This is a genomic window from Actinoplanes sp. NBRC 103695 (assembly GCF_030269485.1).
GTDB lineage: Bacteria > Actinomycetota > Actinomycetes > Mycobacteriales > Micromonosporaceae > Actinoplanes.
On record NZ_BSTL01000025.1, the window covers coordinates 103101 to 128586 of the forward strand.

Consider the following 25486-nt stretch of genomic DNA (forward strand, 5'->3'; position numbering starts at 1 on the left):
GTGGTGTGGAAGTCGCGTGCATACGCGGTTCGCCTCCTTCTGGTGCTCGACGTTGATCACAGGTGTTGCCGGGACCGCGAGTGGCAGACGCCGGTAGCTGCAGCGTCAACCGGTCACGGCACCGTCGGCCGGCGGCTACCCGACGCGGTACGCGCTGATCGGGTCCGCCCTCCGCGCATACGAGGCTGGTACGCGCTGGTGTTGGCGTAGGGTTCCCAATATGTTCGGAGCGTCAGCGAATGGGTGCGGAGAGTGACTTACCTGCTCGCGGGCCCCGTCGGCGCCGAAGGCCCGGTCGATCTCGGACCTGAAATCGAGTTCATCGTCGAACTCGGGCGGGGGTCGCGGTCGATGGTCTATCGCGTGCGTCACCGCGGTGGAGGGCATGACGGGGAGTATGCGGTCAAGCTGCTCCGTGATAGTGACGCCGACAGGGCGGAGGTGGTGGCCTTCCGCCGGGAGGCCGCGCTGTTGGCGTGCCTCGACCATCCGGGGGTGACCCGCATCCATGAGGTGGGCGAGGCCGTCGGACGCCCTTACCTGATCATGGAGCTGGTGTCAGGCGAGTCTTTGAGCCAGGCGCTCGTTGCGGGTCCGCTGCCGGAGTCGGTGGCGGTCGACCTGATCCGTCAGGTCGCTGACGTGCTAGTGGTGGCGCATCGCGCAGGCATGGTCCACCGCGACATCAAGCCGGACAACATCATGATCCGGTCTGATTCCACCGCCTGCCTGATCGATTTCGGGTTGGCCGGGCGGGCCGCGGCAGCGGTGGCCGACGCCACCGTCGGTACTCTGATCTACAGCGCGCCGGAGCAGACCGGGGCGCTGAACCGTCCTGTCGACGGCCGGGCCGACCTGTATGCCCTGGGCATCGTGCTCTATGAATGCCTGGTCGGCAGTCCGCCGTTCCAGGCGGACGATGCCGGCGACCTGATCAGGCTGCACATGGCAGCGAGGCCGCCGTCCGTGCGGGCACAGCGGCCGGAGCTCTCCATCGCCGTTGCCGCCGTTGTCGAACGCCTGCTGGCCAAGGACCCGGACGACCGGTTCGCCGGCGCCGAGGACCTGCGTGCCTGCCTGGACCGCATCGCGGCCGGCGAGACCGAGGTCTCGCCGGCGGTCGCCGGGACGCGGATCGGCCGGGACAGCCCACTCGTGGGCCGGACCGAACCGAGTAGCCGGCTCGCGGCGCGTTGGCGGCTCGCGGTAGCGGGGCGCGGCGGGATCGCTGTCGTGCACGGCCCGCCGGGCAGTGGCAAGAGCCGGCTCGTGCGGGAGCTGACAGGGATGGTGCCGGCGGATCAGCCGGCGTTGTACGGCAAGTGCGTGCCGGACGCGGCGGCGCCGATGGCGCCGATACTGGAGGCCGTCAGGGGCCTCCTCGCCGGCGTACGCCAGCTCGGCGAGCCCGACCGGCAGATGGCCGAGGAACGGTTGCGCGCCGTCGCCACGACGGACGCCGGGCTGCTCGCGGTGCTGTCCCCGGCGTTGGCGCAGCTGCTCGCGGTTCCGGAACCGGCGCTGCCGGACCTGGACGAGCCGGACAGCCAGCGGCGGTACGTGGACGCGGTGGCCGCGCTGCTGACCGGAATCGCCGACGCCTTCGGCGGCGCCGTTCTCCACCTAGACGACGTGCAATGGGCCGACGAGCCCACTCACCGGGTGCTCCGGCAGCTCGCCGGGCGGATCGGCGACTCCCGGCTGCTGGTGGTCGCCACGGCCCGCGACGACGACGCGGGCCGTGCGACGATCACCGACCTGCGGACCGACCTCGGCGAGGCCTGCGACACCGAGATCACGCTGGGACCACTCGACGAACCGGCGGTCGCCGGACTGGTCGCGGAACAGCTGGGACTGCTCCGGCCACCGCCCCGGCTCGCCGAGAGGCTGACCACCCGCAGCGGCGGCAACCCGCTCGCCGTACTGGAATATGTGCGGGCCATCATCGACGTCGGCCTGCTGACCCCCGACTGGGGCGCCTGGCGCCTGGACGAGGCCGGGCTGGAGGCGCTGGCGCTGCCCACGCAAGTGATGGACCTGGTGCTACGCCGGGTCGAAGGACTCGGCGACCTGGCTCGCCGGCTACTCACCGCTGCCGCCGCCGTCGGCAACCGGTTCCCGCCCGAGCTGGTCGCTCAGGTCTGCGGCATCGACGGCGCGGTCGCCGCGCCCACGTTCGCCCGGGCGGCCGAGCACCGCCTGATCGAGAGCGCCAAAGGCGGTGCGCTGGTCTTCCTGCACGACCGCATCCGCGAGGCACTGCTCGGCGAACTGGACGACGACGACGCGTGCCGGTTGCACCAGCGGATCGCCGAGGAACTGGACCGCGACGTCGCCGGCCGGATCGCCTCCGACGAGGAGGTCTACGCGATCGCCCGGCACTATCTGCGGGGCGAGACCGAGCGGTCCCCCGAACGGCTCTACCGTGCGGCACTCGCCGCCGGAACATTGGCCTTGCGGCGCTATCAGCCGTCCGACGCGGTCCAGTTCCTGGTCTCCGCCGAGGCGGCCGCCCAGTCCTCGGGCCTGCCGGTCAAGCCGGCGTTCCGGATGAGCATCGCCGGGGCCGCGAGCCAAGCCGGCAACTACGACCTGGCCGAACGGCAGCTGACCATCGCACTCGCCGACGAGCCCGACCCAGTGGGTCGCGCCGGCCTGTACTCGACCATGGCCAGGAACGACTACCTGCGAGCAAGAGGCGTCCACGGCATGGAGATGTGCCGTCGAGGGCTGGCCGAGCTCGGCCACCCGCTACCGCGCAACCCTGCGGTCCTGGCGATCACCACGATCGCGCTGTTCGGGTGGGGGCTTGTCCTCGGCCGCCTCCCAGCGTCGCTGGTCCGGGCCACAGGTGCACGATGGGAGTTGTACCGGCTGCGCACGGAACTCTATCTAGGCGCGGCAGGCAACGCGGGCATAACCGTCCAGATGCCCCTATTGGCACTGATCAGTCTTCGCATGTTGCATCTTCGGCACCGGCTTGGCCACGGGTCCGAATACGCTCAGGCCCTTGCCGAATTCGCCGCGCTGGCCAGCATCGTCGGCGGGCGCAAATCGGCCAGGAGGCTGCTGGCCCAGGCGGCAGCCGCGGCAGAGGACATCGGCGACCCTCGACGCCTGGCGCAAGTGCTGTGGATAAATGGCCTCGTGCACGACACCGTCCCCGCCCTCGACTACCACAGCGGCGCGTACTCTCGCAGGGTACTGGAGCGGCATGAGCGTTTCCTCGATCTCGGCGAATACCTCTATAGCGCCGGCGTTGTCGGCGCCATCCAGATCTTTCGTGGGTACGCCGATGAGGCGGAGCGCTGGCACGCCCGGAGCGTGGTCAGGGCAACGGCCGGCTCGAACGAATTCCTCGGCAGCACCATCGCCGTTGTCGCCCCGCAGCTCGCGGCGCTGACCGGCCGGCCGGCCGAGGCGGCCGGCCAACTGCACGAGATTCGCCGATATCTGGCGACGGCGCCGGAGAACCGGGCCCAGAGCGTCAACGTGGCGTTGACCGCGGTTCAGAACGCGTTGGAGCAGGGCGAGACCGGCGCGGCCTTCGACGATGCCGTCGCCGAGTTCACCGCACTCCGCCTCAAGCCAGCCACGACGTTCGCCATTTACCGGCCGTTCTGGGTGTACCAGGCTTTCGGCCGGCTCGCCCAGGCTGCCGCAGCGACGCCGGAGCAGCATGCGCAGCGGTACACCGCCGCCCGGCGGGCCGTGGTCGATTTGCGCAAGGCCGCCGACGGACCGGTGCTGCGCGCCTTCCACCTGACCGCGGAGGCCGGCCTGCGCCAGCTCGGCGGCGATCCCGCCGGCGCCTTGCGGCACCTGGCCGCGGTGGAAGCTGACGCCGGCGTGGACGTCCCGCGGCTGGGCTACGAGGTGGCCCGTGTACGGGCCCGGGCATACGCGGGACTCGGCCGGCCGGAGGATGCCCGCCGCCAGGCGCAGGTAGCTCTGGCCCTGGCCGAGGCGTACGGCTGGATCGGGCGGGCCCGCTGGATCGGCGACGAGTTCCACCTGGACCGCAATCCGTCCGAACACACGCACAGTCGCGGGCCGGCAGGGCTTCGCGCGGGCGCCCAGTCCAGAACCATCGACCTACGCAGGCACCGAGCGAACGCGGTCCACCAGGTGAGCCTCGCCGCGGCGAGCATGCTGGATCCCGATCAGGTCACCCGGGTCGCGCTCGACGAGATCGTCCGGACCTTCTCCGCCGAACGCGCGTTCCTCTTCCTGTACGACGCCGGCGCCGACCGGCTCGTGCCATACCTCGGCCGCGACGACACCGACCAGGACCTCCAGCAGCTGACCGGCTATGGGTCGACGCTCGTGCAGCGGGTCTACGACAGCGGCGAAGCCCTCGTGGTCACCGGCAGCGAACAGGGCGCCGCCCTCGGCTCGCGAAGCGCGGTCGTGCACGGGCTACGCAGTATCATGGTTGCCCCGCTCGCTGTCCGCGGCCGGCTGCTCGGCGTCGTCTACCTCGACAGCCGCGTCGCCCGTGGCGTCTTCACGACCGACGACGTGGACACCCTGGTCGCGATCACCAACCACGTGGCGCTCTCGCTGGAGACGGCCCGCACGGCACAACTCGAGGTGGACGTCCACGCCGCACAGCGCCAGCGCGACCTGGCGGAGACCCTGCGCCGGGCGATGACCGACCTGGTCGCCATCCGCGATCCGCGGCTGGTCGCCCGGCAACTCCTGGTCACCTTGTCGGCCAACCTGCCGGCGCACGCCGCCGTCCTGCTGTACCGCGAACACACCGACGCGCCCTTGACGATCACCGTCCGCCCCGCCCGCGACGACCGCGACCCCGAGCCGGGCGGGCTGACCGATCAAGTGGACCCGGGGCTGTTGACCACAGACATGACACTCCTCGCACTACTGTCGGAGACCACGCCGGTGCACCATACGGTGACCGAGCAGGCTCCACCACTGCCGAGCCTGCTCGGCCGGGAGACCCGGGCGTGGCTCGCCCTGCCACTGTTCCTGCACGGCGAACACCGCGGGTTGCTGGTGGCCGCGACCACCGGCGCAGCCTTCACCGACACCGAGCAGGAGATCGCTGCCACCTTGGCCAGCCAGGGCATCGCCGCGCTGGACAACGCCACCCTGTTCCAGCGCATCGAGGGCCTGGCTAGCCGCGACGGACTGACCGGCCTGCACAACCGGCGCCATTTCACCGACATCATCACCGAACACGCGACCCGCGGAATCGGCGAGCCGAGCCCGGTCGCCGCCATCATGATCGACATTGATCACTTCAAAACGGTAAACGACACCCACGGCCACAGCGTCGGCGACGAGGTCATCCGGGCCGTCGCCGACCGGCTCGCCGAAAGCCTGCGCGACGGGGACCTGATCTGCCGCTACGGCGGCGAGGAGTTCGCGGTCCTGCTACCGGACACCCCGGACGAGCAAGCCCGCGCCATCGCCGAGCGGCTCCGCCGTACGGTCGCGGCCGAGCCGGTGACCACCGCGGCCGGGCCACTGCCGGTGACCGTCAGCGTCGGGCTGGCCATCTCCTCCCGCCACGTCACCGACCTGACCACCATGCTCGACATCGCCGACGGCGCCCTCTACGAAGCCAAACGCGGTGGCCGAAACCGCGTGGCGACCGCCGGCGACGCCGCGACCGCGTCGTCTCACGGCTAAGCCTCGATCCGCGGTCGGCTCGACAGCCGTCGAACCCCCGTCACCTCCAGCGTCATCCACCGACTCGGCCCAACGCTTGCCACCGGCCGACCTCCGCGCGACTTGACCCGTACTCCCTCGACGCGCGGTGGCGACTGTCCGGTCTCAGAAATCATGTCGTTCGGCCATATGGCGGCCTGGGCTGCGACAAGTAGGTGTAGACGAACCCGCCGACCCGTAGCGCCCGTGGGCGAGGCCGACAGCCCGTTGGGTCGCGACTTCTGTCTGACCTTGGTACGCGGGCCGGGCCGCGATGAGGTCATCGAGCGGCTGGGCGGCACGGAGCGGGTGGACATCGTCGGCGCGAGTCGGCTGCACGAGGCGGCAGATCTGGTGAGGTGGCGTCCGGATGTCTCCGAGAACGGCGCCTTCTACGCCGACCCGGGTGACCGGCTTGGTGCTGGTGGGGGTCGCTGACGCCGGTGCCTGGTCGATGATCGTGGAGCCCAACGGATTCTTCTGTACGGAACCGTCCGTCGTCGCGCTGTCTCGTGGCGGTGAGCAGGTGACGTTCTACCTCAACGAGAACACGTCGCCGGCCTTCACGTGGGCCCGTGAGGGTGAGGTGCTGGTGGAGTTCTGCCCCGACTATGCGGCGTCGCGGACCGGCAGCACGCCGGACGCCCTCGACGAGATAGTCGGCGAGCTGGGCTTCGGCGACGATCTCGGCCATGAGCGCACGCTCGCCCTCATGGAACGGCTGACCGGTGTCCGGGTCACACCGTGACCTTCCGTCTGGCCGTAGACTGCCCGGTCATGAGCGTGGTCACGTTGGTGGCGGCCGTGCTCGGTCTGGCATTCGGCCGCGGCGTGTGCTCGTCGGCATCGCCGCGATGGCCTACTAGGGTGCCGTCCCAGGCCACTGGTAGACCAAGGCCGCCGGTGGGAGCTCGTCATCGGTGAGTAATCGGACTAGTTCGTCGAGCAGTCCGTTCAGGTCCTCCAGACCGGCCAATCCATAAGTCTTGTTGACGACTCGGTCGTCGGTCAGGCGCACGGTGGAGAGATCAGCCTCGCCGGTGTTCCATATCGTGACCTCCACCAGCCACTCAGCGGACTCCAACTCAACACCCGTCACCGCCTTTCCGTGATTCGGGTGCACCGGACGCACACGCTGACGCAATCCGAGCGCCGCCCACACCGACACCCGGTCCTCGAGCGCCGACGGCAGCTCCTCGAGAGGAAAGGTCACGGCGGCGATTATTCTGACGGGCGGCGCCGGGCGCATCTGGATTTACCGCTGATAACGCTCGACAGAGCTCAACGGTCGGCCGTCGCCGGCGGGTGACCGGTGGGGCTTGAGCATCGGCGCCACCGTTTGGTGCCCGGCGTACTCAACTCGGCCATAAGTTGATCGCCGACGGCGACGCGCGTCGAGGATGGTCGCGAACTCGACCGCGCGGGCCATCTTCGCTCGGACTCGGCTGGTGCCGGTCGCCGCAGCCTCGATCAGCCAGGCGTGGGCGCCGTCGCCGATGGCCAGGAAAGCGGCCGCCGCCTTGCTGCGTGGCCGTGGCCGTGGCCGCGGCGGACGCGGGTGATTCCCGCCCGGATGGTGCGGATGGTGCTCGTCGAGGATGCGCGGGTTGCTTGGGGTGGACAGCAGGTGCCGGGCGATCTCGGCGGTGCCCGTGTCCGCACCTCGTGCGACGGAGCCGGCAGGCGGTTACGGGAGCAACGCCCGCCAGCCAGCACAACCGTACGAGGTCCGCCGCTCCGTGGCGCACTGACATGCCGCCATCCGGGCACTGATCGGTCGGACGGCGGTCACTCTCCGTGCCGAAGGGCAACGCCATGGCCTGCGTCCGGACATGGCCGATGTGAGCGCGCGAGGTTCCGGGTCATCGCAGAAGCACGATGCCGGCCGCCTCCGCGAACCCGTTTGCGTACCTGCCCGTTGACGCGATTGAGTCGGAGCCCACGCAGCCTCTGGCATCATCGCTTCAATGGCTGCGTTCCGGAAGCAGGTGCTTGGCGAAGTGGCCGACCGGATACTCGCGCTGCGGCTGGATCACCCGACACGCGCGGGGATCGACGGCCACTCCGCGGCTGGCAAGTCGACCCTGGCCGACGAACTGGCCGCCACCCTGCGCGGGAGGACGGCTCGGCCCGTGCTCCGGGTCACGATCGACCGCTTCAAACGGCATGTCGACCTGCGTACGCAATATCCGCCCGGATCGCCGGAGAGCTACTACTTCGAGGTGTTCGACGTCGATGCCATCCGCGACGAGTTGCTGGCGCCGCTCGGTCCAGGTGGCAATCGCCGCTACCGGAGCCAGATCATGGACTTCAACGGTCGTACGCCCATCGACTCGAGCGTCCAGGTGGCCCCGGGCGACGCGATCCTAGTGGCGGACGGCGGGTTCCTGCAGAAGCCGGCCCTGTCACGACACTGGGACTTGCGCGTCTACCTCCACATTGAAACGGCGGAGGTGCTGCGCCGCGGCACGATCCGCGATCAGGCGTGGATGGACTCGGCAGAGGCGGCGGCTGCGCGATACCGCACGTACTACATCCCCGGCGAGGAGCTTTACCTGGCCGAGATCCGCCCGGCCGAACGAGCCGACATCGTCATCGACAACCGCGACTTCGACGCACCCTGCATCATGCGTGACCTTCCCAACCAAGGTCGATAGTACTGACCGCGGCGCCTAGCCGCGGACGATCGCCACACCGCGTGAGTGTCTCTCGTACCCGAGTGCGCTGTCATGGCCGATGAGAGTGCGTCAACGTAAGCACCTATTGCGAGAATCGGGGTGACCGTTAAACCATCAGCGGCTCGGCCGTCACTGCGCCGATTCCGTTCGATCTATTCACGACCCGGGGGCTAGAACAGCGACAACGCCAACGAACAATCGCACACCTCGCCAGCCGGCATCGTTCTCGACTCGCCTGCCTGCCGTGGCCGCCGGTGTCCTGGCCCGGCCGGTTGAGCGTCGACGGAATCGTGTAAAGGACTCCCTGGGAATGCTCGACCCTGCGGTCGACCGAACCTGATCGTTCGAGGCTTCGCCGGTATCGGGCACCACGTGCGCCGAGATAACGTCCCGCCGCACGCCCCATCCCGGGTGGCGTGCGGGCGGGGCGAGGTCAGTTGGCGGCGATGCCTTCACCGCCGACGGTGCCGGTGACCGTGGCCGAGCCGGTTGCGGTCAGAGACCCGTTCGCGTTGATCCGGTAGGCGTCGACGATGCCCTCGGCGCCGGTCTGGACGTAGAGGTGATGGCCGTCGGCGCTGACGGCGGCGTCCACGGTGCCCGGGTGGGTGCTGATGGTGCCCAGCGTGGTGAGCGTGCCGCCGGGGCCGGCACGGTAGGCCGAGACGGTGCCGCTGCCGGCGTTCGAAACGTAGAAGGCGCCGTTGGCGTACACGATCCAGCAGGTCGCCGCCTGCCCGGTTGCCGCCGTGTCGAGCGCGGTGATCGTCCCGTTGCGGTGCAGATCGAAGGTCGCCACCGCATTCGGGCCGGCCTCGGCGACGGCGAGGTTGCCGACACGGTCGAAGGTCGTCGCGAACGGGACCGCGCCGTCCTCGACGTTCACGACCGGCGACTTCGACAGACCGCCGAAGTGGTTCACGGCGAACACGTCGACCGCGTTGGTGTTGGCCTTGGTCGTGACCAGCAACTGTGAGCCGTCGGGGCTGAATGCGACCTGCCCCGGTGTGTGGGTGAACTCCGGTGCGGCGGCCGAGTCGAGGCCGAGACCACGGTTCCAGGACGGCACGCGAATCAGTCGGGTGCCGAGCCGCTGGAAGCCCTGCACGGAGCCGCCGTTGCGGGCGTTCAGGACGTAGACGAGATCGCCGTGGACGGCGATGCTGACCGGGAATGTCCCGCCGCTGCTGATCACCTGCAGCTTGCTGAGCCTGGTTCCGCGTACGCCGAAGGCCGTGAGGGTGTTGCTGCCCGCGTTCACCGCATAGAGCAGTCCGTGCGCGTGGTCGAGGGTGAGCGACCCCTGGGAGGCGAGCCGGTCGACGACCGCGCCGGTCAAGGCGCCACCGTTGCCGCCGGTAGCGTAGCGTCCGGCCTGCTTGAGCGCCGAGTCGTAGGCCACGACCGCGTTGCCGTCGGCGGCGTTGGTCTGCACGAAGAACCCGGGCTGTGCAGGAGCGGCGGCGGCCGGGCCGGCAAAGGCGAGTGTCGAGGCCAGGACGGTGCCGGCGATGAAGATGGACTCCATGGTGCTCCCTCGAATTGGCGTTGCTGACACAGGGTTCGTGTCCGCCGCACCGACGGCCTTACGGTGTGTCCGCGGTTCGTAATAACTCGAGCAGCCCCGCCAGATCCACGGCGCACGGGCCACAGGCCCTGAGGTGCGTGGCGACCCCGGGATAGCGCCGCTCGGCGAGCCCGGGATGGTCGGCGACCAGTTCCGCGTACAGATGCAGGAGCTCCATCGCCTCGCCGCACCCGACGTCCCGCGGGTCCGTACGCAGGAATGCCTCCAGCCGCTCGTTCATCCGCGTCCTTCCTCCAGATAACCCTTGGCGGCGAGCGCTGCGCGCAACTTACCCCGTGCGTCGAACAACGTCTTGTAGATCGCGTTGCGGTTGGTCTCCCACTCGACCACCAACGCGTCCAGCGAGATACCGTTCAGCACGATCGCCACGAAGACCCGGCGCTGCCGTTCGGTCAACTCCTGGTCGATGGCGTGCCGCAGGGCGTCGAGTAGTTCACGCCGCTGCGACTGCTCAACCGGCCCGAAACCGAACGCCGCCGGCAGCCGCTCCCAGTCCTCGGCGTCCATCGCCACGCCCGGCCGTTGCCAGAAATGCCGGCCGATCTTCGTGGAGACCTCGAACATCACGAACTTGTACGCCCAGGTCGTGAACCTGCTCTCGCCACGAAACGAGCTGAGCTTGCCGAGGATCGCCAGCATCGCGTCGGCGGCCGCTTGGTGGGCGATGTCGTCGAGCTCGGCCCCGCTGACCCGCAGCTGCCCGGCGCGGCGGCTCACCTCGCCGCGCGCGGCCCTCAACAGGAGCTCGTGCAATCGGCGTTGACCGGCCTGCTCGACGGCACCTGTCGCGCCGAGCTCCGCCAGCCACTGCGCGGACACATCGTCAAGGGCCACCCGCCGATGGTAAGACCGACCGCGCCGGTGCCACTAATAGGCATGACACTGCTGAAGCCAGGCGATGGCTTTCCCGCTCTCACCCTGACCACCGCTGCCGGGGAACTCGCCTTGCCCGAGGCGCTCACCGGCGACTTCGGCATCGTGCTGGTCAACCGCGGCGTCTGGTGCCCCTACTGCGCCAGCCAGCTGCGATCCTTCCAGCGGGCGCAACCGAAACTCGCCGAAGCCGGCGCCAAGGTCGTCGCCCTCTGGGTCGACGACGAGGCAACCACCAAGGATTTCATTGACAAGAACAACATCCAATTCCCGATCGGGTACGGGGCGGATGCGGTCGCCGTGGCCGCGGCGACCGGCGCATTCGTCAACCTGGACCCCACCTACCTGCAGTCGACCGGCTTCGTCCTCGACCCGAACGGCAAGGTCCTGGTCAGCGTCTACTCCAGCGGCGCGATCGGCCGCCTGGTACCCGACGACGTGATCGGAATGATCCAGTACGTGAGGTCACAGCACTAGGAGAAAGATCGGGTAGGCCACCATGGGCGGGCGCATTTGTTCTGCCGCTGATGGTGCGCGCAGGTCTTTGCGGTTCATACCGTTGTTGGCGGAGCCGTGCTCCGGCGAGCTGCCTTCAAAATCTGCCGCGCCGCGCGGTGAGTGCTCCACTCGATGAGGCCGACTACGAACGCGATAGGACCAAGAAGGAAGACGATGCCGGCGTCGCGGAGCCACCAGCCAGTCATCGTCGTTACCACGCTCGCCGCGGGTTGCGCCCAGCCCGGCTTCCATCGCTGCGCGTCATCAGCGGCGTCGAGCTGGGCGAACCCCATTGGAATGCCGTGCCGGTCGCGAAACTGCTCGGCACCGGCCACTACGAACGGGTGCTTGGCTCCCTGCACGCCCTGCCCGTCGACGGGCACCTTGTCGAGGCGAACGCGCTCCACCGGCAGCGCCCCGCCCTCGAGGTGCTCCGGCTCTACCTGGCCTGGCCGCGTCTGGTGAGCGGCCGGCTGTCCCCGGCGACACTGGACTGGCAACGCCGCCCCGCTTGTGTTTCCCGGAGTAGTACGGCTTCTGGTCGGCGACCCGTCCATCGGGATCAGAGTGCCGTCAAGGATCGCATACGCCAGCCGGCGGATCCGGTCCATGGCCGCATGCAGGTCGTCGGCGGCTGCCGCGATCCCCGTTCCGGTTGCTCGTCCCGGAGTCCCGGCTGGCCGTCGAGATCCAAAGTGCCGGAGAGTGCCTCCCACTGCATTCCCTGGTGGGTTCGACAGTTGTTGGCGTGGGCAACCGTCGCCCCAGCGCACCTCGTGGCAGTCGAGGTGGGCAGGGCCCAGCACGCGTGCGTAAACAGCGAAGCCGGAAGGCAGCAGCGCGCCAACGGTCAGGCCGCCCTGCACGCCGTCGATCACCCAGTCGGCAATGCCGGCCGCGTCTGTGACGGGTTGCAGCCTGCCGAGGCCGTCCCGTTCCACAGCAATCACTCTGCAGTTTGTGTACCAGGTTCAATACAGATCGCCCGACGCAGACCCCGACCCAGTGGGCGGGTCCGACGAGAATAGGGCTAGTCCGGCGGCATCGCCGCTGGTCCGGGCCGATCCGCTGGTCCGCGAGGTGGACGATGACTGCCGAAATCCTGCTTGTTCGACACCATCAACGGCTGGCGGCACCAGGTCTTCGCCACCGACACGCCCCACGCAGGCGCTCCGATCCAGTTCCTGGAGGTCCGCCACCGCACCCACGCCCGGGTCGAGGACCGGATCCGCACCGGCAAGAACACCGGCTTCGGCCGGTTCCCTCACACGTGTTCGCGATCAACACCGCGTGGTTCGACCTGGCTCTGACCGGTATCGACCTGCTCGCCTGGACCCAGCATCTCCTGCTCGATGGGCCGCTCGCGCTGGCCGAGCCGAAGAAACTGCGCTACCGGCTACTGCACGTCGCCGCGAAGATCAGCCGGACTGCCCGCACCACCACCCTGCGCATCGCCGCCGGCTGGCCCTGGAGCGACCAGCTCATCACCGCGTTCCGCCGACTCGGTGAACTCCCCAAACCCGTTACCTGATAACGGAACCGGCTCATCCACCCCAAACACGGACCACGGAGCAACCCGGCCTGCGGCCGGGCGATAACCGCTGCCCATCACCAGAACCGCCACCACAACCTCGCCCGGATCACCGGCCAAACCAACCCACCCGGCTTAATGAAAGACGGAGGTTAGGGCCTGTCATGACGAGGGGGCGCCCGGGCGCCCCGTCGAGGCGCACCGGGCTTCACCGTCGCGGTGCTAGCTGCAGGCCTGGTTGTCGGTGAACACCGCCATCGACGTCGCCTCGTCGTTGTCGCTGTCGCCCACCCACTGCGTCGAGTGGTTCGCGTTCATGCACCGGGTGGTGCCGGACTGGTTGCTGTCGTAGTACCAGCGCGCGTCCCGGGCCGTCCGGTTCGCCCACGACGACGTCAGGTCGTTGAACCCGTTGTCGGTAAAGTTACGCCTGGTGATCCCGGACTCCGGCCCGTACCAGATCATCCAGCCGGTGAAGCCACGGCCGTCCCAGAAGCAGACACGGCCGCTCAGGCAGTCGTCGAACCCCCGGGAGGCGAAGTTGATCCCGGCCTGGCCACCGTCGAAGACAATTTGGTCCGGACCGGACGGCCTCGCGTCGGCGTAGTTCGCGGAGATGCGGGCCACCGCCGCGCTGCGGCGCCCGGCCTCGTCACCCGCGGGCGCGGCGACTCCGGCGCCCGGAATGGCCACGATGCTGACGACCGTACCCAGCACGACAGCCGCGCCCTTGACCTTGAGACTGATCGTTCTCATCCTTTTCCCCCGTTCCTCGGTGAATCGGTGCGCGTCACGCTACGGATCCGGGTAGGGACACCGAAGAACCTTTGCACCGCATTGCAAAGCCGCTGGCCAGTCAGTTCCCGTCGAGGAGAGCGGCACCGAGCGGAGTCAAGGAGTGCACCACCGACTGGTCCCTGCGGTGGCTCGCGATCAGGCCCGCGTCCCGGAGCACCGCCGCATGCCGGCTGACGGACGAGACCGACGTGTCCAGCCGGCCCGCGATCCGGGAGGTCGAAGCGCCGTTCGCGATCGTCTCCAGCACGGCACAGCGGGTCGTCCCCAGCAGGGCCTCCAGGGACCGGGAGGGTGCGGCCCGCCGCGCCTGGTGCCACCGGAACTGCATGCCGATCGGGTAGACCAACGTCGGCGGCAGGCTTGCGTCGGCGAGGGCGACCGGGACGCGATGACAGAAGTACGACGGCACAAGGCGCAGGCCGCGCCCGTCGAGATGCAGTTCACGGTCGACGGCGTACGCGATCTCGAGGACAGGCGGGCGCCAGCACAGCAGCGGACGCATGCTGTCGAACAGGCCCGTCAGTCCGTGCTCGGTGAGCGCCGCGAGCCGGTGGGCGTGGTCGGCGGCGACGGACCGGCCGACCAGGTCGCGGTGCGGGGCGACGACGGCGTCGTGGTAGCCGCGCAGCGCGGACGCCAGCCGGTCGAGCACACCGGGGTCTCCCTCGGCCAGCGGCCAGGCCCAGTCCGGCAGCCGACGCCACCGGTCGAGCCGCCGGAGCTGCGTTCGCAGGTCGCGCCGCGGTGTGCTCAGCAGCGCCTCCAGCCCTTGGTCCAGACCGAGGCGTGCGGCCGCCGGGGTGAGGAAATCCGGGAAGTACGGACCCATCGGGGCGAGGGTCCGCAGCGCGCGGGACCCGCGCCGGACGGCCGCGGAGCGATCGGCATCCGCGGTCACGGCGTTCAGCCAGGGCCGGAAGCTGAGCGGCATGGACCGCTCGCGCATGCGGAAGCCGCTCAGCAGCACCTCCCACAGTGGATCCGCGTCCGCGCACAGCGCGGTCCGCGCGACATCCTCTGCCGTAAAATGCACTCGCAGCACCGATACATCGTGACTTCTCCCGATAGATCGCAGCTATCGACGACCCGACAGAACCCCGGACCCTAATAGGACTTTGTTAGGTAGGGACGGGTTGGTGGCATTGTGGGCAGAACCCGAGCCAGGTGCCGAGTTGGTATTCCAGGTGCCGTAGGACGGCGTAGAGGCTCAGGGCTGCTCGGCTGCTTTTGGGTCGGTCGGCCGTAGCGGATTCTGGGCGATCCCCGAAGTCGCCCATGCCACCGGTACGCCGGCCGCGACGCCACGTCCGTCCGCGATTCCCCCCGCCACCACCACCGGCACCGGATCGACCGCGTCGACGACAGCCGGTACCAGGGCCATGGTGGTCGTGCCGCCGCGGACGTGACCGCCAGCCTCCCACCCTTGGGCCACCACGACGTCCACCCCGGCGGCGACGGCGTGCAGTGCCTCGTCGACGTCACCGACTGTGTGCAGGTGCAGGGCGCCGGCCTGGTGGATCCGGGCATGTGTCGGCGACGGGTCTGCCCAGAAGGTAGAGATGATGGGCAGCTTCTCCTCCAGGCACACGGTGAGGCTGTCGACGACTACCTCTGGCTGGCGAGGCCGACAGCCCGTTGGGTCACGACTTCTGTCTGACCTTGGTGCGCGGGCCGGGCCGCGATGAGGTCATCGAGCGGCTGGGCGGCACGGATCGGGTGGACATCGTCGGCCGCCGCGGCGAACCCGAGACGGCCGCCCGTCGACGCCTACGAACTGCATGGCGAAGTACCACCGTCCGTGCGAGGCCTCGCCAGGTCGAGGACATCGCGCGCCCCATTGCCGGCCTCGGCAGTAAGGAGTCGTTGCAGCCGGACTCTTTCGGCGGCGTACGTGGCGGCGTCGTCGGCTGAACGCCAGCCACTCTCGAAGGGATCGGGATCGTGGGTGAACTTTCTGCTGGTCGCCTACCGACAACACCGGCACGGGGCGGCCTCTCTCCCGGCGAGAGACCTTTCCGGGTCCAGGTCTGGCGTCATCTGCTGGTGCGTGCCCCTGCTGTCGGCGCTTTCGCGGGGCGCTGGGTCTCGCCGCGTTGCCAGGTGGCCGTGGTGCCCCGCTCGCGGTGGTCGTCGGGCGCCCGAGCGGTAGGAACTCGACTTTGGTCATGGACATGATCGACCTAGGACTGACGCCGTGCCGGGGCGCGTTCTCCTACGCTGCGGGGCATGGCAGTCGAGTTCACCGGAAATTCTCAGGTTGTCACCGCCATCCATCTCGCGCATGCCGCGGCTGATGCTGAGGTCGGCACCGAGCACCTGCTAGGGGGCTTGCTGAATGCCGCGCCGGATATCAAGCAGCTGCTCGGTGCGTTCGACATCACCACGGTGGTCCTGGTGGCGGTGCTCAACGACCGCAAGGACGACTGGGGTAGTCCGGACGGGACCGAGCAGGTGGACGACGAGGTCACGGTCGCCGACCGGAAGCGTCCTGCGCCGTTCGGCCACGGTGCGAAGGCGGCGCTGATCCGGTGCGCCGAGCTGTCCGGCGGCGAACCGTGTACGCCCGAGCAGCTGTTCTCGGCGGTCCTGCATGACGAGCGGTCGCGGGCGGTCGCGGTGATCCGCGACTGTGGAGCGGACCCCGCCGAGGTCCGTGCCGCCCTCCGCTCCGGGCAGCTACCACAGCGGCCCGACCGGGTCGCCCCTGATCTGCGTGTCACCCGCGACCGGCTGATCGGGCGGCAGGCCTACCGGGGACGCGGCCTGCAGGACAAAGTGATGTCGTTTCTGATCCCGGTGAAGATCAACTATGCGGCCGCGCCGGTGATGTGGGTCTCGCTGGAGAGCGACGAGATCGCGAAGGCCCGCGGCGGCGAGGCGGGTACCGACGACCTGCTGGTGGCGACACTGTCCACCTACGAGGTCGCGATCGCGTACCCGCACCTGTCCGGCCGGTCCATCGGTGCCTATACCGGCAGCCGGGCGCTGGCGGATGCTGGTCTCCGCCATGACCGCGTGGCTCGTCTTGCGGCCTCGGCCGAGCTGGGGACCGATGCCGTCCGCCCGAGCGATGTCCTGCGTCGTGGTGGCCCCTGGGCGCGGAACACCGGTGAGCTGTTGGGGGCGCTGCTCGCCCACGACGAAACCCGCGCCGTGCGCCTGCTGAACAGCCTCGGCGTCGACGTGCGTGCGCTGCGCTCGTCCGTCACGGCATAGACAGGCCAGGGGCGCCGTGGCCCTATGCCTTGGCGGCATTCGCGGCGATGGCGTCCACGGTCCCCTTCACGCCCGCATCGCCCAGCGCCCCGGCCGATGAGGCGGCCGCCGGTGCCGGTGGCGGAGACGAGGTCACCCTTCCGCTGACCGGAGCCCGCGTGTGGCTCATCGCCGGTGCCGGCGTGGTGCTGCTGACCGCGGGCATCGTCGCCCTCGCCGCGACACGGCACCGCAGGGTACGAACCGTCGCCTGAGCGGTTCATCGCGATGGAGGGGGTCGCCCGGCTCGATCCAGGCGATCCCGGGTGGCAGAAAGGGTGCGGCGTGGATCGTTCACGCCGCTGCTCACGCTCAGTATGGCCGGGTGTACCGAGACCGGCGTCATCGGGCGTCCTCTCTCGGTACGGCAGCCAACGGCGCCGAGGTCATGGCCAGTCCGGTCCTTCGCGCCGGTCAACGACATCCCGACCGGCCGGCCCGGCTAGACCCAATACCGCTGACTTAGGTGGCGCCACCGTCGCCGACATCGACCTCACCTACATCCCACCACTGGGCAGCCCCTTCGGCGCCACCCAAAATCGCCACCCAGAACTGGCAGGACACCACCAGCCCCTGAAGCCGGAGGAAGCCGTGACGCAGCTGCTCACCATCGCACTCGCGGCTGGCCGCCGTTCTCAGCGGCGCGGCTTTCCTCGCCTTCGAACTGCACCAGCGCCGGCGGTCCGCCTCCGAACCCTCGGTCCGTGCTGAAGCGGCCCGGATGGTGGCAGCCCTGCACGACGCCGCGGCACAACGACCAGCAATCGCGGTTCCGCCGATCGTCGTCATTCCCGCACCCACCGATACATCGACAACCCACTTGTCGGCAGAGACCGCGGCAGCATGACCGTGATCGCCGCCTTGGTCGCGTTGAACGCCGCCCAGGTGATCGTTCTTCTGACCGCCTGAACCCGTCACCCAACATCAGTACAGCCTTTCCTGAATACAGGCGGCGCTGCACTATCGGCGACATGGAGACGGTGACTCACGGCCAGGTCCTCGCCCGTTTCGGCCACGCGTTGTCCGACCCCACCCGGGCCCGGCTGCTGCTGGCCCTGCGCGACGCGCCGGGCTATCCGGCCGAGCTGGCGGATCTGCTCGGCGCGACCCGGCAGAACCTCGTCCTGACCACCGCCAGAGGCGCCCGCGCCAAGTTGAAAGCCAAGAACCGCCGCCGAGGCCCCCAACGGCCGGCCAAGGCACCCGCCCCCGTCAGCCCAGCTAACACCACACCCACCGCACAAAAGCCCAGGCCAGAGGCCCGCCAAGGTCAACGAGCAGCGCGGACAGGGCGAGCTTCCACATGCCGACAGCGAGCTTCCAAGCAGCACAGTGGACGCCCGCGAGCTGCGAAACCGCAGGTCAAAGGGTGGGCCGCCGGGGATTCGAACCCCGAACCTAAGGATTAAAAGTCCTCAGCTCTGCCATTGAGCTAGCGGCCCGCAAGAACACAGGTTACCGGAGTGCCCCCGGCGGCCGCGTTCGGCTTTCCCGGGCCTCGACGATCGCGCAGGTGACGCCGATGTCGCCGGTGAAACTGACGATCAGGGCCGCCTCGCCGGGCGTCAGGGCCGCGGGGCCGCAGAGCAGGTCGGCGAGGTTGGCGGTGAGGTCGCCGGCGAAGAGGTGGCCGGAGCGGGTGGCCAGGTTGAGCGGCTCAGCGTCGATGCCTGCCTGGCGTACGCCCGCGACCAGGACGTTGGCGATCGCGGGGCGGACCCGGCTGAGCACGACGGTCCGCAACCGTGGGTGGCCGGCGTCCTCGACGGCCGCGCGGGCGGCGTCTCGGACGGCCGCCCGCAGCAGGAAGCCGGCCTGGGGCGCCGACTCGTCGGTGGGGCCGGCGGGCATGCCGGGGCGGAACGGGTTCCAGGCGGGGAAGTGCGCCTCGTTGGCGGGGCGGCCGCCGCTGGTCACCGCTTGGAGGGCGAGGGGGCTGGGCCGGCGGGACAGCAGCAGGGCGGTCGCGCCGTCGCTGTATCCGAGGAACCAGCGGCGCGGCCAGTCGGCGCCGAGCGCGTCGGAGGTCACGATCAGGCTGTTGGCGGTCCGGGGTTCGGTCATCAGGTGGGCGGCGGCCAGGTGCAGGGCGGCGCCGGCGCCGTTGCAGTTCTGCCGGAGGCCGAGGGCGAATGCCTGGTCGGCGCCGAGGAGGCGGGCGAGGCGCGGGGCCATCTTCCATTCGTACGAGGTGTCGCCGACGCAGGCGTGCACCAGGAAGCCGACGTCCTCCGGGCGGACGGCGGCCTCACCGAGCACGGAGCCGGCGACGGCCAGCGCCAGGAGTTCGCTGCTTTCCGCGGGGCTGGCGACGGGCAGTTCGTCGATCTCGAAGGTTTCCGCGTGCTCGGCGGTGATCAGGCCGCGTCCGACCGCCCGCCCGGCCGGCTCCCGTCCGGGCGGCAGCAGCACCTTCGCCGCGTTGACGTACAGCCCATCGACCCGCATGCCGCCACCAACGCGCCGGAGAGCTGGAAGTTCAACGGGGTGACGCCACCCAGGCGGAGAAGACCGGCAGGCGGTGCCACGGTCCGGGTTCGTGCGGGGAGGCCACGGCGATCACCGCGTACGGATGTCCGAATCGCAGATCGGCCGTCCGTGCGACGCCGGTCTGCTGATGCGCCGCACCGGCCATGAGCGCGAAGCCGGACACGGCCGCCGCCTCGAACCCGTACCGGTCGTAGCGGGCGGTGGCCGACTGGGCGGCCTGGAATCCGCCCGGCGGGACACGCAGCAGGGGCGCGAGCACGTCCGCGACCGCACCGAAGCCGAGCCCGGGCGCGCTCAGGTCGTGCTGGCTGGTGACCGACCAGGCGGGCAGGAACGCCTGGTGGTCCTCGCTGCCGGGGTTGGTGGACTGGACTTCGCGGAGGTTCCACAGGTCGGTCTCGCCGAGCGGCAGGTCGTAGAGCGAGAGGGGGCTGAGTTCCTCGTGGGCGGCGGCGATCACCCGGGCCGGCGCGACGTCGGGTGCGGCCGCCACCGACATCACCTCGAGTCCGCCGTCGGCCGCCGCGATGTGCACGGCGACCCGCCCGGCGCTGCGGGACTCGGCGATGAACGCCCGGTGGGTCTCGGGGCTGCGCAGGATCTCGGTGACCTGGCCGGCCCAGGGGCTGCGCGGGCCGAGCGAGGCGGGCGCGCCCAGTTCGAACGGCGCCTGCCAGGTGACTTTCGTGGCGAGTGCGCTGCCGAGCACCAGGGCGACGTCGGGGGTGATCGTGATCGGGAAACGTTCGATCATCCCGTACGTGTGATCGGAGGCCCACCGATCGAGCCCGGCCTGATCGGGGAGCGCGCCCACCTCGGTGTTGACGGGCAGCCGGTCGCGCCAGTCGGCCATCGCCTCGGGCAGCACCCAGTGCGTGTGCCACACCGCCGTGGCCGCGGCGACCAGCGGGTGCGGCTCCTTGAGCAGCATTTCGGCGGACCGGGCGGCCTCTTCGGGCGCCATCCCGAGGGCGTCGGCCAGCCGTTCGTCGCCGGGCGCGGCCGACGCCGCGAGGGCCAGCAGGAGCCAGGCCCCGAGCGGCGACGCGACGTGGTGCTCGTTCCCGACGGCGGTGTGGAACCGCTCCGCATAGCGGCCGATCGCAGCGCGTAGATCCGTCATCGGCCCATTCTCAGTCATCGAGGCGACAGGAAGCGACATCCTCAAAGGACCTCCCCTTGCGGGAATGGCACGTCATCGGTGAACCTTTCGAGCACGGCACACGTACCACCCGCGACGAGCGACCGACGAAGGGACCTGGGCCGATGCCCGAGCAGGACCTGACCGTGCTGGCGTTCGCCGCCGCGCGTGGCGATCGGGATGCTCTGACCGACCTGATCCGCGCCACCCAGCGTGACGTGCAGCGTTTCCTGGCGCCGCTGACCGACGCGGCCGACGTCGAGGATCTGGCGCAGGAGACGTTCCTGCGGGCGGTCCGGGCGCTGCCCGAGTTCGCCGGCCGTTCGTCGGTGCGTACCTGGCTCTTCGCCATCGCCCGCCGGGTCGCCGCCGACGATGTCCGCCGCGCCACCCGCCGGCCGCGGGTCGCCGCCCTGGCCGACTGGCAGTCCAGCGCCGAGTCGGCCGGCGCCGGCACGCATTCCCGCTTCGACGAGCAGCACGCCCTGCACGACCTGCTGGCGGGCCTGGCGCCGGAGCGCCGCGAGGCGTTCGTGATCACACAGGTCTCCGGTCTTTCGTACGCCGAGGCCGCCGAGGTCTGCGGTTGCCCGGTCGGCACGATCCGCTCCCGGGTCGCCCGGGCGCGCGAGGACCTGGTCGAGGCCATGCGCGACGGCCGGATCAACTCCCAGCTGGGGTAGAAAGAGCGCATGGACGCGCTCTCGCACGTGCTGGCGGGCCCGAGCGCCCGCGGCGCCTTCGTGCTGCGCAGCTCTCTGGACCCGCCGTGGGCGATGCGGATCGAGGACGAGTCGCCACTCTCGGTGATCACGATTCTGCGAGGTCACGCGTACGTCCGCATGGACGACGCCGAGCCGGTGCAGGTCCGGGCCGGCGATGTGGCGATCGCGCGCGGGCGGCGGCACTACACCGTGGCCGACGCCCCGGCGACCAGCCCGCAGGTGCTGATCGGCCCGGGTCAGTCCTGCACGATGCTCGCGGCCGACGTGCCGAGAATGAGCGACGTCGGCGTCCGGACCTGGGGCAACTCGCCGGACGGCGCCACGCTCATGCTGACCGGCACGTACGAGTCGCAGTCCACGGTCGGCCGGCGCCTGCTCGCCACCCCTGCCCGATCTGATCGTGGCGCCGCGCGAGCACGTGCCGCTCTCGCTGCTCGACTACCTCGGTGTGCAGGTCACCGACGACGCCCCGGGTCAGGACGCGGTCCTGGACCGGATGCTCGACCTGATCCTGATCGCCGTGCTGCGCTGGTGGTTCGCCGGCCGGCCGAACGGCGCGGGCTGGTTCCGGGCGCACGCCGACCCGGTGATCGGGCGGGCGCTGCGGCTGATGCAGGAGGCGCCGGCCGAGTCGTGGACGGTCGCCCGGCTGGGCAGTGAGACCGGTCTGTCCCGGGCTGCTTTCGCCCGGCGGTTCACCGACCTGGTGGGCGAGCCGCCGATGGCGTTCCTGACCGGCTGGCGGCTGTCGCTCGCCGCTGACCTGCTGGTCGAGCCGGAGGCGACGGTCGCGTCGGTGGCCCGCCGGGTGGGTTACGCGACGCCGTTCGCATTCAGTACGGCCTTCAAACGGTTCCACGCGGTGAGCCCGCAGCAGCACCGCGCACAGAGTTATCCACAGAAAGATCGACTAGTTGTGGATAGAGGTTAAACAGCAAGGTCTGGCGCGAGGCCCGACAACTTGCGACGCTAAGCCTGTGTATGACTACGACCTGTTGGTGCTGGGCTCCGGGCCCAGTGGGCAGAAGGCTGCCATCGCGGCCTCCAAGCTCGGACGGCGGGTCGGCATCATCGACCGCCGCGACATGATCGGCGGGGTGTGCATCAACACCGGCACCGTCCCGTCCAAGACCCTGCGCGAGGCGGTGTTGTACCTGACCGGCCTCAGTCAGCGCGACCTCTACGGCAGCAGCTACCGCGTCAAGGAGGAGATCACCGTCGCCGACCTGGCGGCGCGCACCGATCATGTGATCAGCCGGCAGACCGACGTGATCCGCAACCAGCTCGCCCGCAACCACGTCGCGATGATCACCGGCACGGGCCGCTTCGCGGATCCGCACTCTCTGTGGGTGGACGGCGGCGACGGACGCGACCACAAGGTCGCTGCCGACAAGATCATCATTGCCGCGGGTACGCGACCAGCACGGCCGGACAGTGTCGACTTCGACGACCGGACGATCGTGGACTCGGACGGCGTGATCAATCTCGAGGCGGTGCCGCGGTCGATGGTCGTGGTCGGCGCGGGCGTGATCGGCATGGAGTACGCCTCCATGTTCGCCGCCCTCGGCACCAAGATCACCGTGGTCGAGCGGCGTCCGCAGATGCTCGACTTCTGCGACGACGAGATCATCGAGTCGCTCAAGTACCACCTGCGCGACCTCTCCGTGGCGTTCCGCTTCGGCGAGGAGGTCGCCGCCGTCGAAAGGCACCAGACCGCGGCGCTGTGCATCCTGAAGAGCGGCAAGAAGATCGTCGCCGACACGGTGATGTACTCGGCCGGCCGCCAGGGCCAGACCGACGGCCTCGCGTTGGAGGCCGCGGGCCTGGAGGCGGACAAGCGCGGCCGGATCAAGGTGGACGCGCAGTTCCGCACGGCGGTGGACAACATCTACGCCGTCGGCGACGTGATCGGCTTCCCGGCGCTCGCCTCGACCTCGATGGAGCAGGGCCGGCTGGCCGCGCATCACGCCTGCAGCGAGCCCACCCGGGACATGGGCGCCCTTCAGCCGATCGGCATCTACACGATCCCGGAGATCAGCTTCGTCGGGAAGACGGAGGCCGAGCTCACCGAGTCGGCCACGCCGTTCGAGGTGGGCATCGCCCGCTACCGGGAACTGGCCCGCGGTCAGATCGTCGGCGACTCGTACGGGATGCTCAAGCTCCTGGTGTCGCCCGACGACGGCAAACTGCTGGGCGTGCACGTCTTCGGCACCGGCGCCACCGAGATCGTCCACATCGGGCAGACCGTGATGGGCTGCGGTGGCACGGTCGATTACCTGGTCGACACGGTCTTCAACTACCCGACCCTGTCGGAGGCGTACAAGGTCGCGGCCCTGGACGCCTCCAACAAGATCCGGAACATCACCCGGATCGACGGGTGACGAAGCCATGTTCCACATTCGCCGCCGGTAACTCGCCCCGAAGCGAATGTGGAACAAGGCTCAGTAGACCCACACCGCGGTCTTGACCGGCAGCTTGTCGTTCTTCCACAGGTAGTTCATCGCGGAGATCGACAGGCGGGCGCAGCCGTGCGAGGCCGCGTACGGCGGCACGCTGTTCGCTCCGTGGACAGCGATGCCGCCGTTGAAGTATTTCGGCCGCCACAGCATGCCCAGCGGTGCGTGCCGCCAGCCGTCGATCTGCCGGCTGATCTTGAACTTGCCCTTCGGCGTGCTCGCGATGGCCGTGCCGCCGCTGTCGGTCTCGTAGCGCTCGCCCGAGCCGGTCGACGTGTTGAACGTCTGCTGGACCTCGCCGTCCTTGACGAGCATCAGCAACTGCTTCTTCTTGTCGATCTCGACGACGTAGCCGTCCTTGCTCTTCGCCTTCGGTCGGACGCCCGCCTCCAGGGCTCTCTTGGTCTTGGTGCCCACCACGCCGTCCCGGCTGACGCCGGCCGCCTTCTGCAGCGCGTACACCGCCTGGGTCGTGGTCCCGCCGAACTCGCCGTCCGCCGAACCGTTCCAGTACCCCAGCTCGGTCAGGCGCGCCTGCAGCGCCTTGACCTCGTCACCCTTGGCGCCGTTGCGAAGCTTTTCCTTCTTCGCGGGCTTCGTAGGCTTCTGCGTAGGCGTGTCGCTGGGCGGCGTCGACGAGGGCAGTGCGGCCGGCTCGCTGGAAGGCGCGTCGGCCGGTGGCGTTGTCGGCGCGGACGAGGGCGCGGGCGCCGCCGTGCCGGTGCCGGAATCGGAATCGGAGCCACAGCCGGCGACGAGCGTCATCGTCACCGCGACCGCGGCCACCCAGCTTCCGGTTCTCCTGATCATGGAAACCTCCCCGCGCTCCAGCTTGCCATCGCCGTACCAGGGATAGACGGTGAAAAGAGCCTCAACGTTGCAACGGTGCACAAGGTCGCCAACCGGTTGCACTGTGTTGAGGCGATATCGCTACAGGTCAGACGTCAGGCCGATGCGAGCAGGAAAAAGAATCAAGTACGCTTCGGCTATGTCATGGAAGGCCAGCGCCCGGCATGGTGTCCGGGAGGCGCCCGCTGGGCTCGCCCTCGTTCAGGAGTTGCTGAACACCCGGGCGACGATGGCGTACGGTCCCGACCTGCTGGCCCAGCAGGACGACGCCCAGCGCTGGCTGACCGACACGCTGGCCACCTGGTCGCGGGTCGCCGCCCTGCCCGCGCCGGTGCTGCTGCTCTCCTCCACCGACATGCGATCGCTGCGCCGGCTCCGCTCGACGTTCGAGAACGTGATCCTGGCCGGTGGCGCCAACCAGCCGGAGGGCGCGCTGCCGCCGGCCGACGTACCCGTCAGTCTCGTGCCGGACGCCGACGGCTGGGTCCGCATCGTCCCGACCGGCCGTGGCACCCGCTGGCTGGCCTCCGCCCTGTGGGCGGAGGCCCTGCTCGCCCAGCAGGCCGGCCTGTGGCCGCGCCTCAAGCTGTGCCACAACATCGACTGTCGCGCGGCGTTCTTCGACGCGTCCCGCAACAACAGCGGCGTCTGGCACGACGTCAGCACCTGCGGCAACACCGCCAACCTGCGAGCCTTCCGCGAGCGCCGCCGCCTCCTCGGCACCACCGGCGAGCAGCAGCACCCCAGCGTGCAGCGCCCCAACCTGTAGCTGCCCGGGTCGTCCCGCGTTGCCAGGCGGCCGGAGCGCCCAGCTGCCGCCGCTCGCGCTGAGCGCAAGTCATGCCCGGGCTGCCAGACGGCCGGGGCACCCAGCTGCCGCCGCTCGCGCTGGGCGCAAGTCATGCCCGGCTGCCAGGCGGCCCGGGTGCCC

The 25486-nt window shown here is 69.8% G+C and carries 21 protein-coding genes, 1 tRNA gene and 4 pseudogenes; 13 read left to right on the forward strand and 13 right to left on the reverse strand.

Annotation, left to right across the window (positions count from 1 at the left end; genetic code table 11):
- Positions 1 to 252 precede the first annotated feature (252 nt).
- The 3 genes from QSK31_RS36105 (at position 253) to QSK31_RS36115 (ending at position 6421) form a co-directional block, all read left to right on the forward strand.
- On the forward strand, positions 253 to 5655 hold the full coding sequence (locus QSK31_RS36105; protein WP_285689178.1) for a diguanylate cyclase: 5403 nt from the start codon (positions 253 to 255) through the stop codon (positions 5653 to 5655).
- Between the two features lie 225 nt (positions 5656 to 5880).
- The gene (locus QSK31_RS36110; protein ID WP_285689179.1) at positions 5881 to 6111 is read left to right on the forward strand and encodes a DUF6461 domain-containing protein; all 231 of its coding nucleotides are present in this window, start codon (positions 5881 to 5883) and stop codon (positions 6109 to 6111) included.
- A complete protein-coding gene (locus QSK31_RS36115; RefSeq protein ID WP_285689180.1) occupies positions 6080 to 6421 on the forward strand; it encodes a DUF6461 domain-containing protein in 342 nt (113 codons plus the stop codon). Before QSK31_RS36110 ends, QSK31_RS36115 begins: the two co-directional genes overlap by 32 nt.
- Before the next feature lie 114 nt (positions 6422 to 6535).
- On the opposite strand, the gene QSK31_RS36120 is transcribed toward QSK31_RS36115, so the two are convergent.
- The gene (locus QSK31_RS36120) at positions 6536 to 6886 is read right to left on the reverse strand and encodes a hypothetical protein (RefSeq protein WP_285689181.1); all 351 of its coding nucleotides are present in this window, start codon (positions 6884 to 6886) and stop codon (positions 6536 to 6538) included.
- A 754-nt stretch (positions 6887 to 7640) separates the two neighbouring features.
- On the opposite strand from QSK31_RS36120, the gene QSK31_RS36125 reads away from it, so the two are divergent.
- Positions 7641 to 8330, forward strand: coding sequence for a nucleoside/nucleotide kinase family protein (locus tag QSK31_RS36125; protein ID WP_285689182.1), 690 nt, complete (start codon positions 7641 to 7643; stop codon positions 8328 to 8330).
- A gap of 454 nt (positions 8331 to 8784) precedes the next feature.
- On the opposite strand, the gene QSK31_RS36130 is transcribed toward QSK31_RS36125, so the two are convergent.
- The 3 genes from QSK31_RS36130 to QSK31_RS36140 are packed head-to-tail and all read right to left on the reverse strand — an operon-like array spanning position 8785 to position 10773.
- On the reverse strand, positions 8785 to 9879 hold the full coding sequence (locus tag QSK31_RS36130; protein WP_285689183.1) for a lactonase family protein: 1095 nt from the start codon (positions 9877 to 9879) through the stop codon (positions 8785 to 8787).
- A gap of 58 nt (positions 9880 to 9937) precedes the next feature.
- The gene (locus tag QSK31_RS36135) at positions 9938 to 10159 is read right to left on the reverse strand and encodes a hypothetical protein (protein ID WP_285689184.1); all 222 of its coding nucleotides are present in this window, start codon (positions 10157 to 10159) and stop codon (positions 9938 to 9940) included.
- A complete protein-coding gene (locus QSK31_RS36140; protein ID WP_285689185.1) occupies positions 10156 to 10773 on the reverse strand; it encodes a sigma-70 family RNA polymerase sigma factor in 618 nt (205 codons plus the stop codon). The genes QSK31_RS36135 and QSK31_RS36140 overlap by 4 nt, the downstream gene beginning before the upstream one ends.
- Positions 10774 to 10815: 42 nt before the next feature.
- On the opposite strand from QSK31_RS36140, the gene QSK31_RS36145 reads away from it, so the two are divergent.
- Positions 10816 to 11289: a redoxin domain-containing protein gene (locus QSK31_RS36145; protein WP_285689186.1), complete on the forward strand. Its 474-nt coding sequence runs from the start codon at positions 10816 to 10818 to the stop codon at positions 11287 to 11289.
- A 486-nt stretch (positions 11290 to 11775) separates the two neighbouring features.
- Here the strand turns inward: QSK31_RS36145 and QSK31_RS36150 are convergent.
- Positions 11776 to 11954: pseudogene (locus QSK31_RS36150) on the reverse strand (IS5/IS1182 family transposase); the annotation flags it as partial.
- 462 nt (positions 11955 to 12416) lie between these two features.
- Between QSK31_RS36150 and QSK31_RS36155 the strand changes: the two are divergent.
- Positions 12417 to 12841, forward strand: a pseudogene (locus QSK31_RS36155) (transposase); the annotation flags it as partial.
- Between the two features lie 222 nt (positions 12842 to 13063).
- Here QSK31_RS36155 and QSK31_RS36160 read toward each other — a convergent pair.
- From QSK31_RS36160 to QSK31_RS36170, 3 genes are all read right to left on the reverse strand, one after another.
- Positions 13064 to 13597, reverse strand: coding sequence for a peptidase inhibitor family I36 protein (locus QSK31_RS36160; protein ID WP_285689187.1), 534 nt, complete (start codon positions 13595 to 13597; stop codon positions 13064 to 13066).
- Positions 13598 to 13697: 100 nt separating this feature from the next.
- Positions 13698 to 14672: an ArsR/SmtB family transcription factor gene (locus tag QSK31_RS36165; protein ID WP_285689188.1), complete on the reverse strand. Its 975-nt coding sequence runs from the start codon at positions 14670 to 14672 to the stop codon at positions 13698 to 13700.
- Positions 14673 to 14846: 174 nt separating this feature from the next.
- Complete coding sequence (locus QSK31_RS36170) at positions 14847 to 15227, reverse strand: nitronate monooxygenase (RefSeq protein WP_502873065.1); 381 nt, start codon at positions 15225 to 15227, stop codon at positions 14847 to 14849.
- A gap of 638 nt (positions 15228 to 15865) precedes the next feature.
- On the opposite strand from QSK31_RS36170, the gene QSK31_RS36175 reads away from it, so the two are divergent.
- On the forward strand, positions 15866 to 16855 hold the full coding sequence (locus tag QSK31_RS36175; RefSeq protein WP_285689189.1) for a Clp protease N-terminal domain-containing protein: 990 nt from the start codon (positions 15866 to 15868) through the stop codon (positions 16853 to 16855).
- Between the two features lie 47 nt (positions 16856 to 16902).
- A complete protein-coding gene (locus QSK31_RS36180) occupies positions 16903 to 17109 on the forward strand; it encodes a hypothetical protein (protein WP_285689190.1) in 207 nt (68 codons plus the stop codon).
- Positions 17110 to 17356: 247 nt separating this feature from the next.
- Here QSK31_RS36180 and QSK31_RS36185 read toward each other — a convergent pair whose 3' ends face one another.
- Positions 17357 to 17812 carry a hypothetical protein gene (locus QSK31_RS36185; RefSeq protein ID WP_285689191.1) on the reverse strand — a complete coding sequence of 152 codons (456 nt, stop codon included), beginning with the start codon at positions 17810 to 17812 and terminating at the stop codon, positions 17357 to 17359.
- Positions 17813 to 17865: 53 nt separating this feature from the next.
- On the opposite strand from QSK31_RS36185, the pseudogene QSK31_RS36190 reads away from it, so the two are divergent.
- A pseudogene (locus QSK31_RS36190) lies at positions 17866 to 18072 on the forward strand (helix-turn-helix domain-containing protein); the annotation flags it as partial.
- A gap of 192 nt (positions 18073 to 18264) precedes the next feature.
- Here the strand turns inward: QSK31_RS36190 and QSK31_RS36195 are convergent.
- From QSK31_RS36195 to QSK31_RS36205, 3 genes are all read right to left on the reverse strand, one after another.
- Positions 18265 to 18336: transfer RNA gene (locus QSK31_RS36195), tRNA-Lys, on the reverse strand.
- Between the two features lie 13 nt (positions 18337 to 18349).
- Positions 18350 to 19342: a beta-ketoacyl-[acyl-carrier-protein] synthase family protein gene (locus QSK31_RS36200; RefSeq protein ID WP_285689192.1), complete on the reverse strand. Its 993-nt coding sequence runs from the start codon at positions 19340 to 19342 to the stop codon at positions 18350 to 18352.
- Between the two features lie 31 nt (positions 19343 to 19373).
- On the reverse strand, positions 19374 to 20507 hold the full coding sequence (locus QSK31_RS36205) for a hypothetical protein (RefSeq protein ID WP_285689193.1): 1134 nt from the start codon (positions 20505 to 20507) through the stop codon (positions 19374 to 19376).
- Positions 20508 to 20650: 143 nt separating this feature from the next.
- On the opposite strand from QSK31_RS36205, the gene QSK31_RS36210 reads away from it, so the two are divergent.
- From QSK31_RS36210 to sthA, 3 genes and pseudogenes are all read left to right on the forward strand, one after another.
- Positions 20651 to 21208, forward strand: coding sequence for a sigma-70 family RNA polymerase sigma factor (locus QSK31_RS36210; RefSeq protein WP_285689194.1), 558 nt, complete (start codon positions 20651 to 20653; stop codon positions 21206 to 21208).
- A 9-nt stretch (positions 21209 to 21217) separates the two neighbouring features.
- Positions 21218 to 22181 (forward strand): annotated as a pseudogene (locus QSK31_RS36215) (AraC family transcriptional regulator).
- 46 nt (positions 22182 to 22227) lie between these two features.
- A complete protein-coding gene (gene sthA / locus QSK31_RS36220) occupies positions 22228 to 23631 on the forward strand; it encodes a Si-specific NAD(P)(+) transhydrogenase (protein ID WP_285689195.1) in 1404 nt (467 codons plus the stop codon).
- Between the two features lie 60 nt (positions 23632 to 23691).
- Here the strand turns inward: sthA and QSK31_RS36225 are convergent, their stop codons facing one another.
- Entirely contained in the window at positions 23692 to 24516 is an 825-nt protein-coding gene (locus QSK31_RS36225) for a L,D-transpeptidase family protein (protein ID WP_285689196.1), read from the reverse strand.
- Between the two features lie 178 nt (positions 24517 to 24694).
- Between QSK31_RS36225 and QSK31_RS36230 the strand changes: the two genes are divergently transcribed.
- Positions 24695 to 25324 (forward strand): CGNR zinc finger domain-containing protein, encoded by a 630-nt coding sequence (locus QSK31_RS36230; RefSeq protein WP_285689197.1) that lies wholly within the window; start codon positions 24695 to 24697, stop codon positions 25322 to 25324.
- The last annotated feature ends 162 nt before the right edge of the window (positions 25325 to 25486 follow it).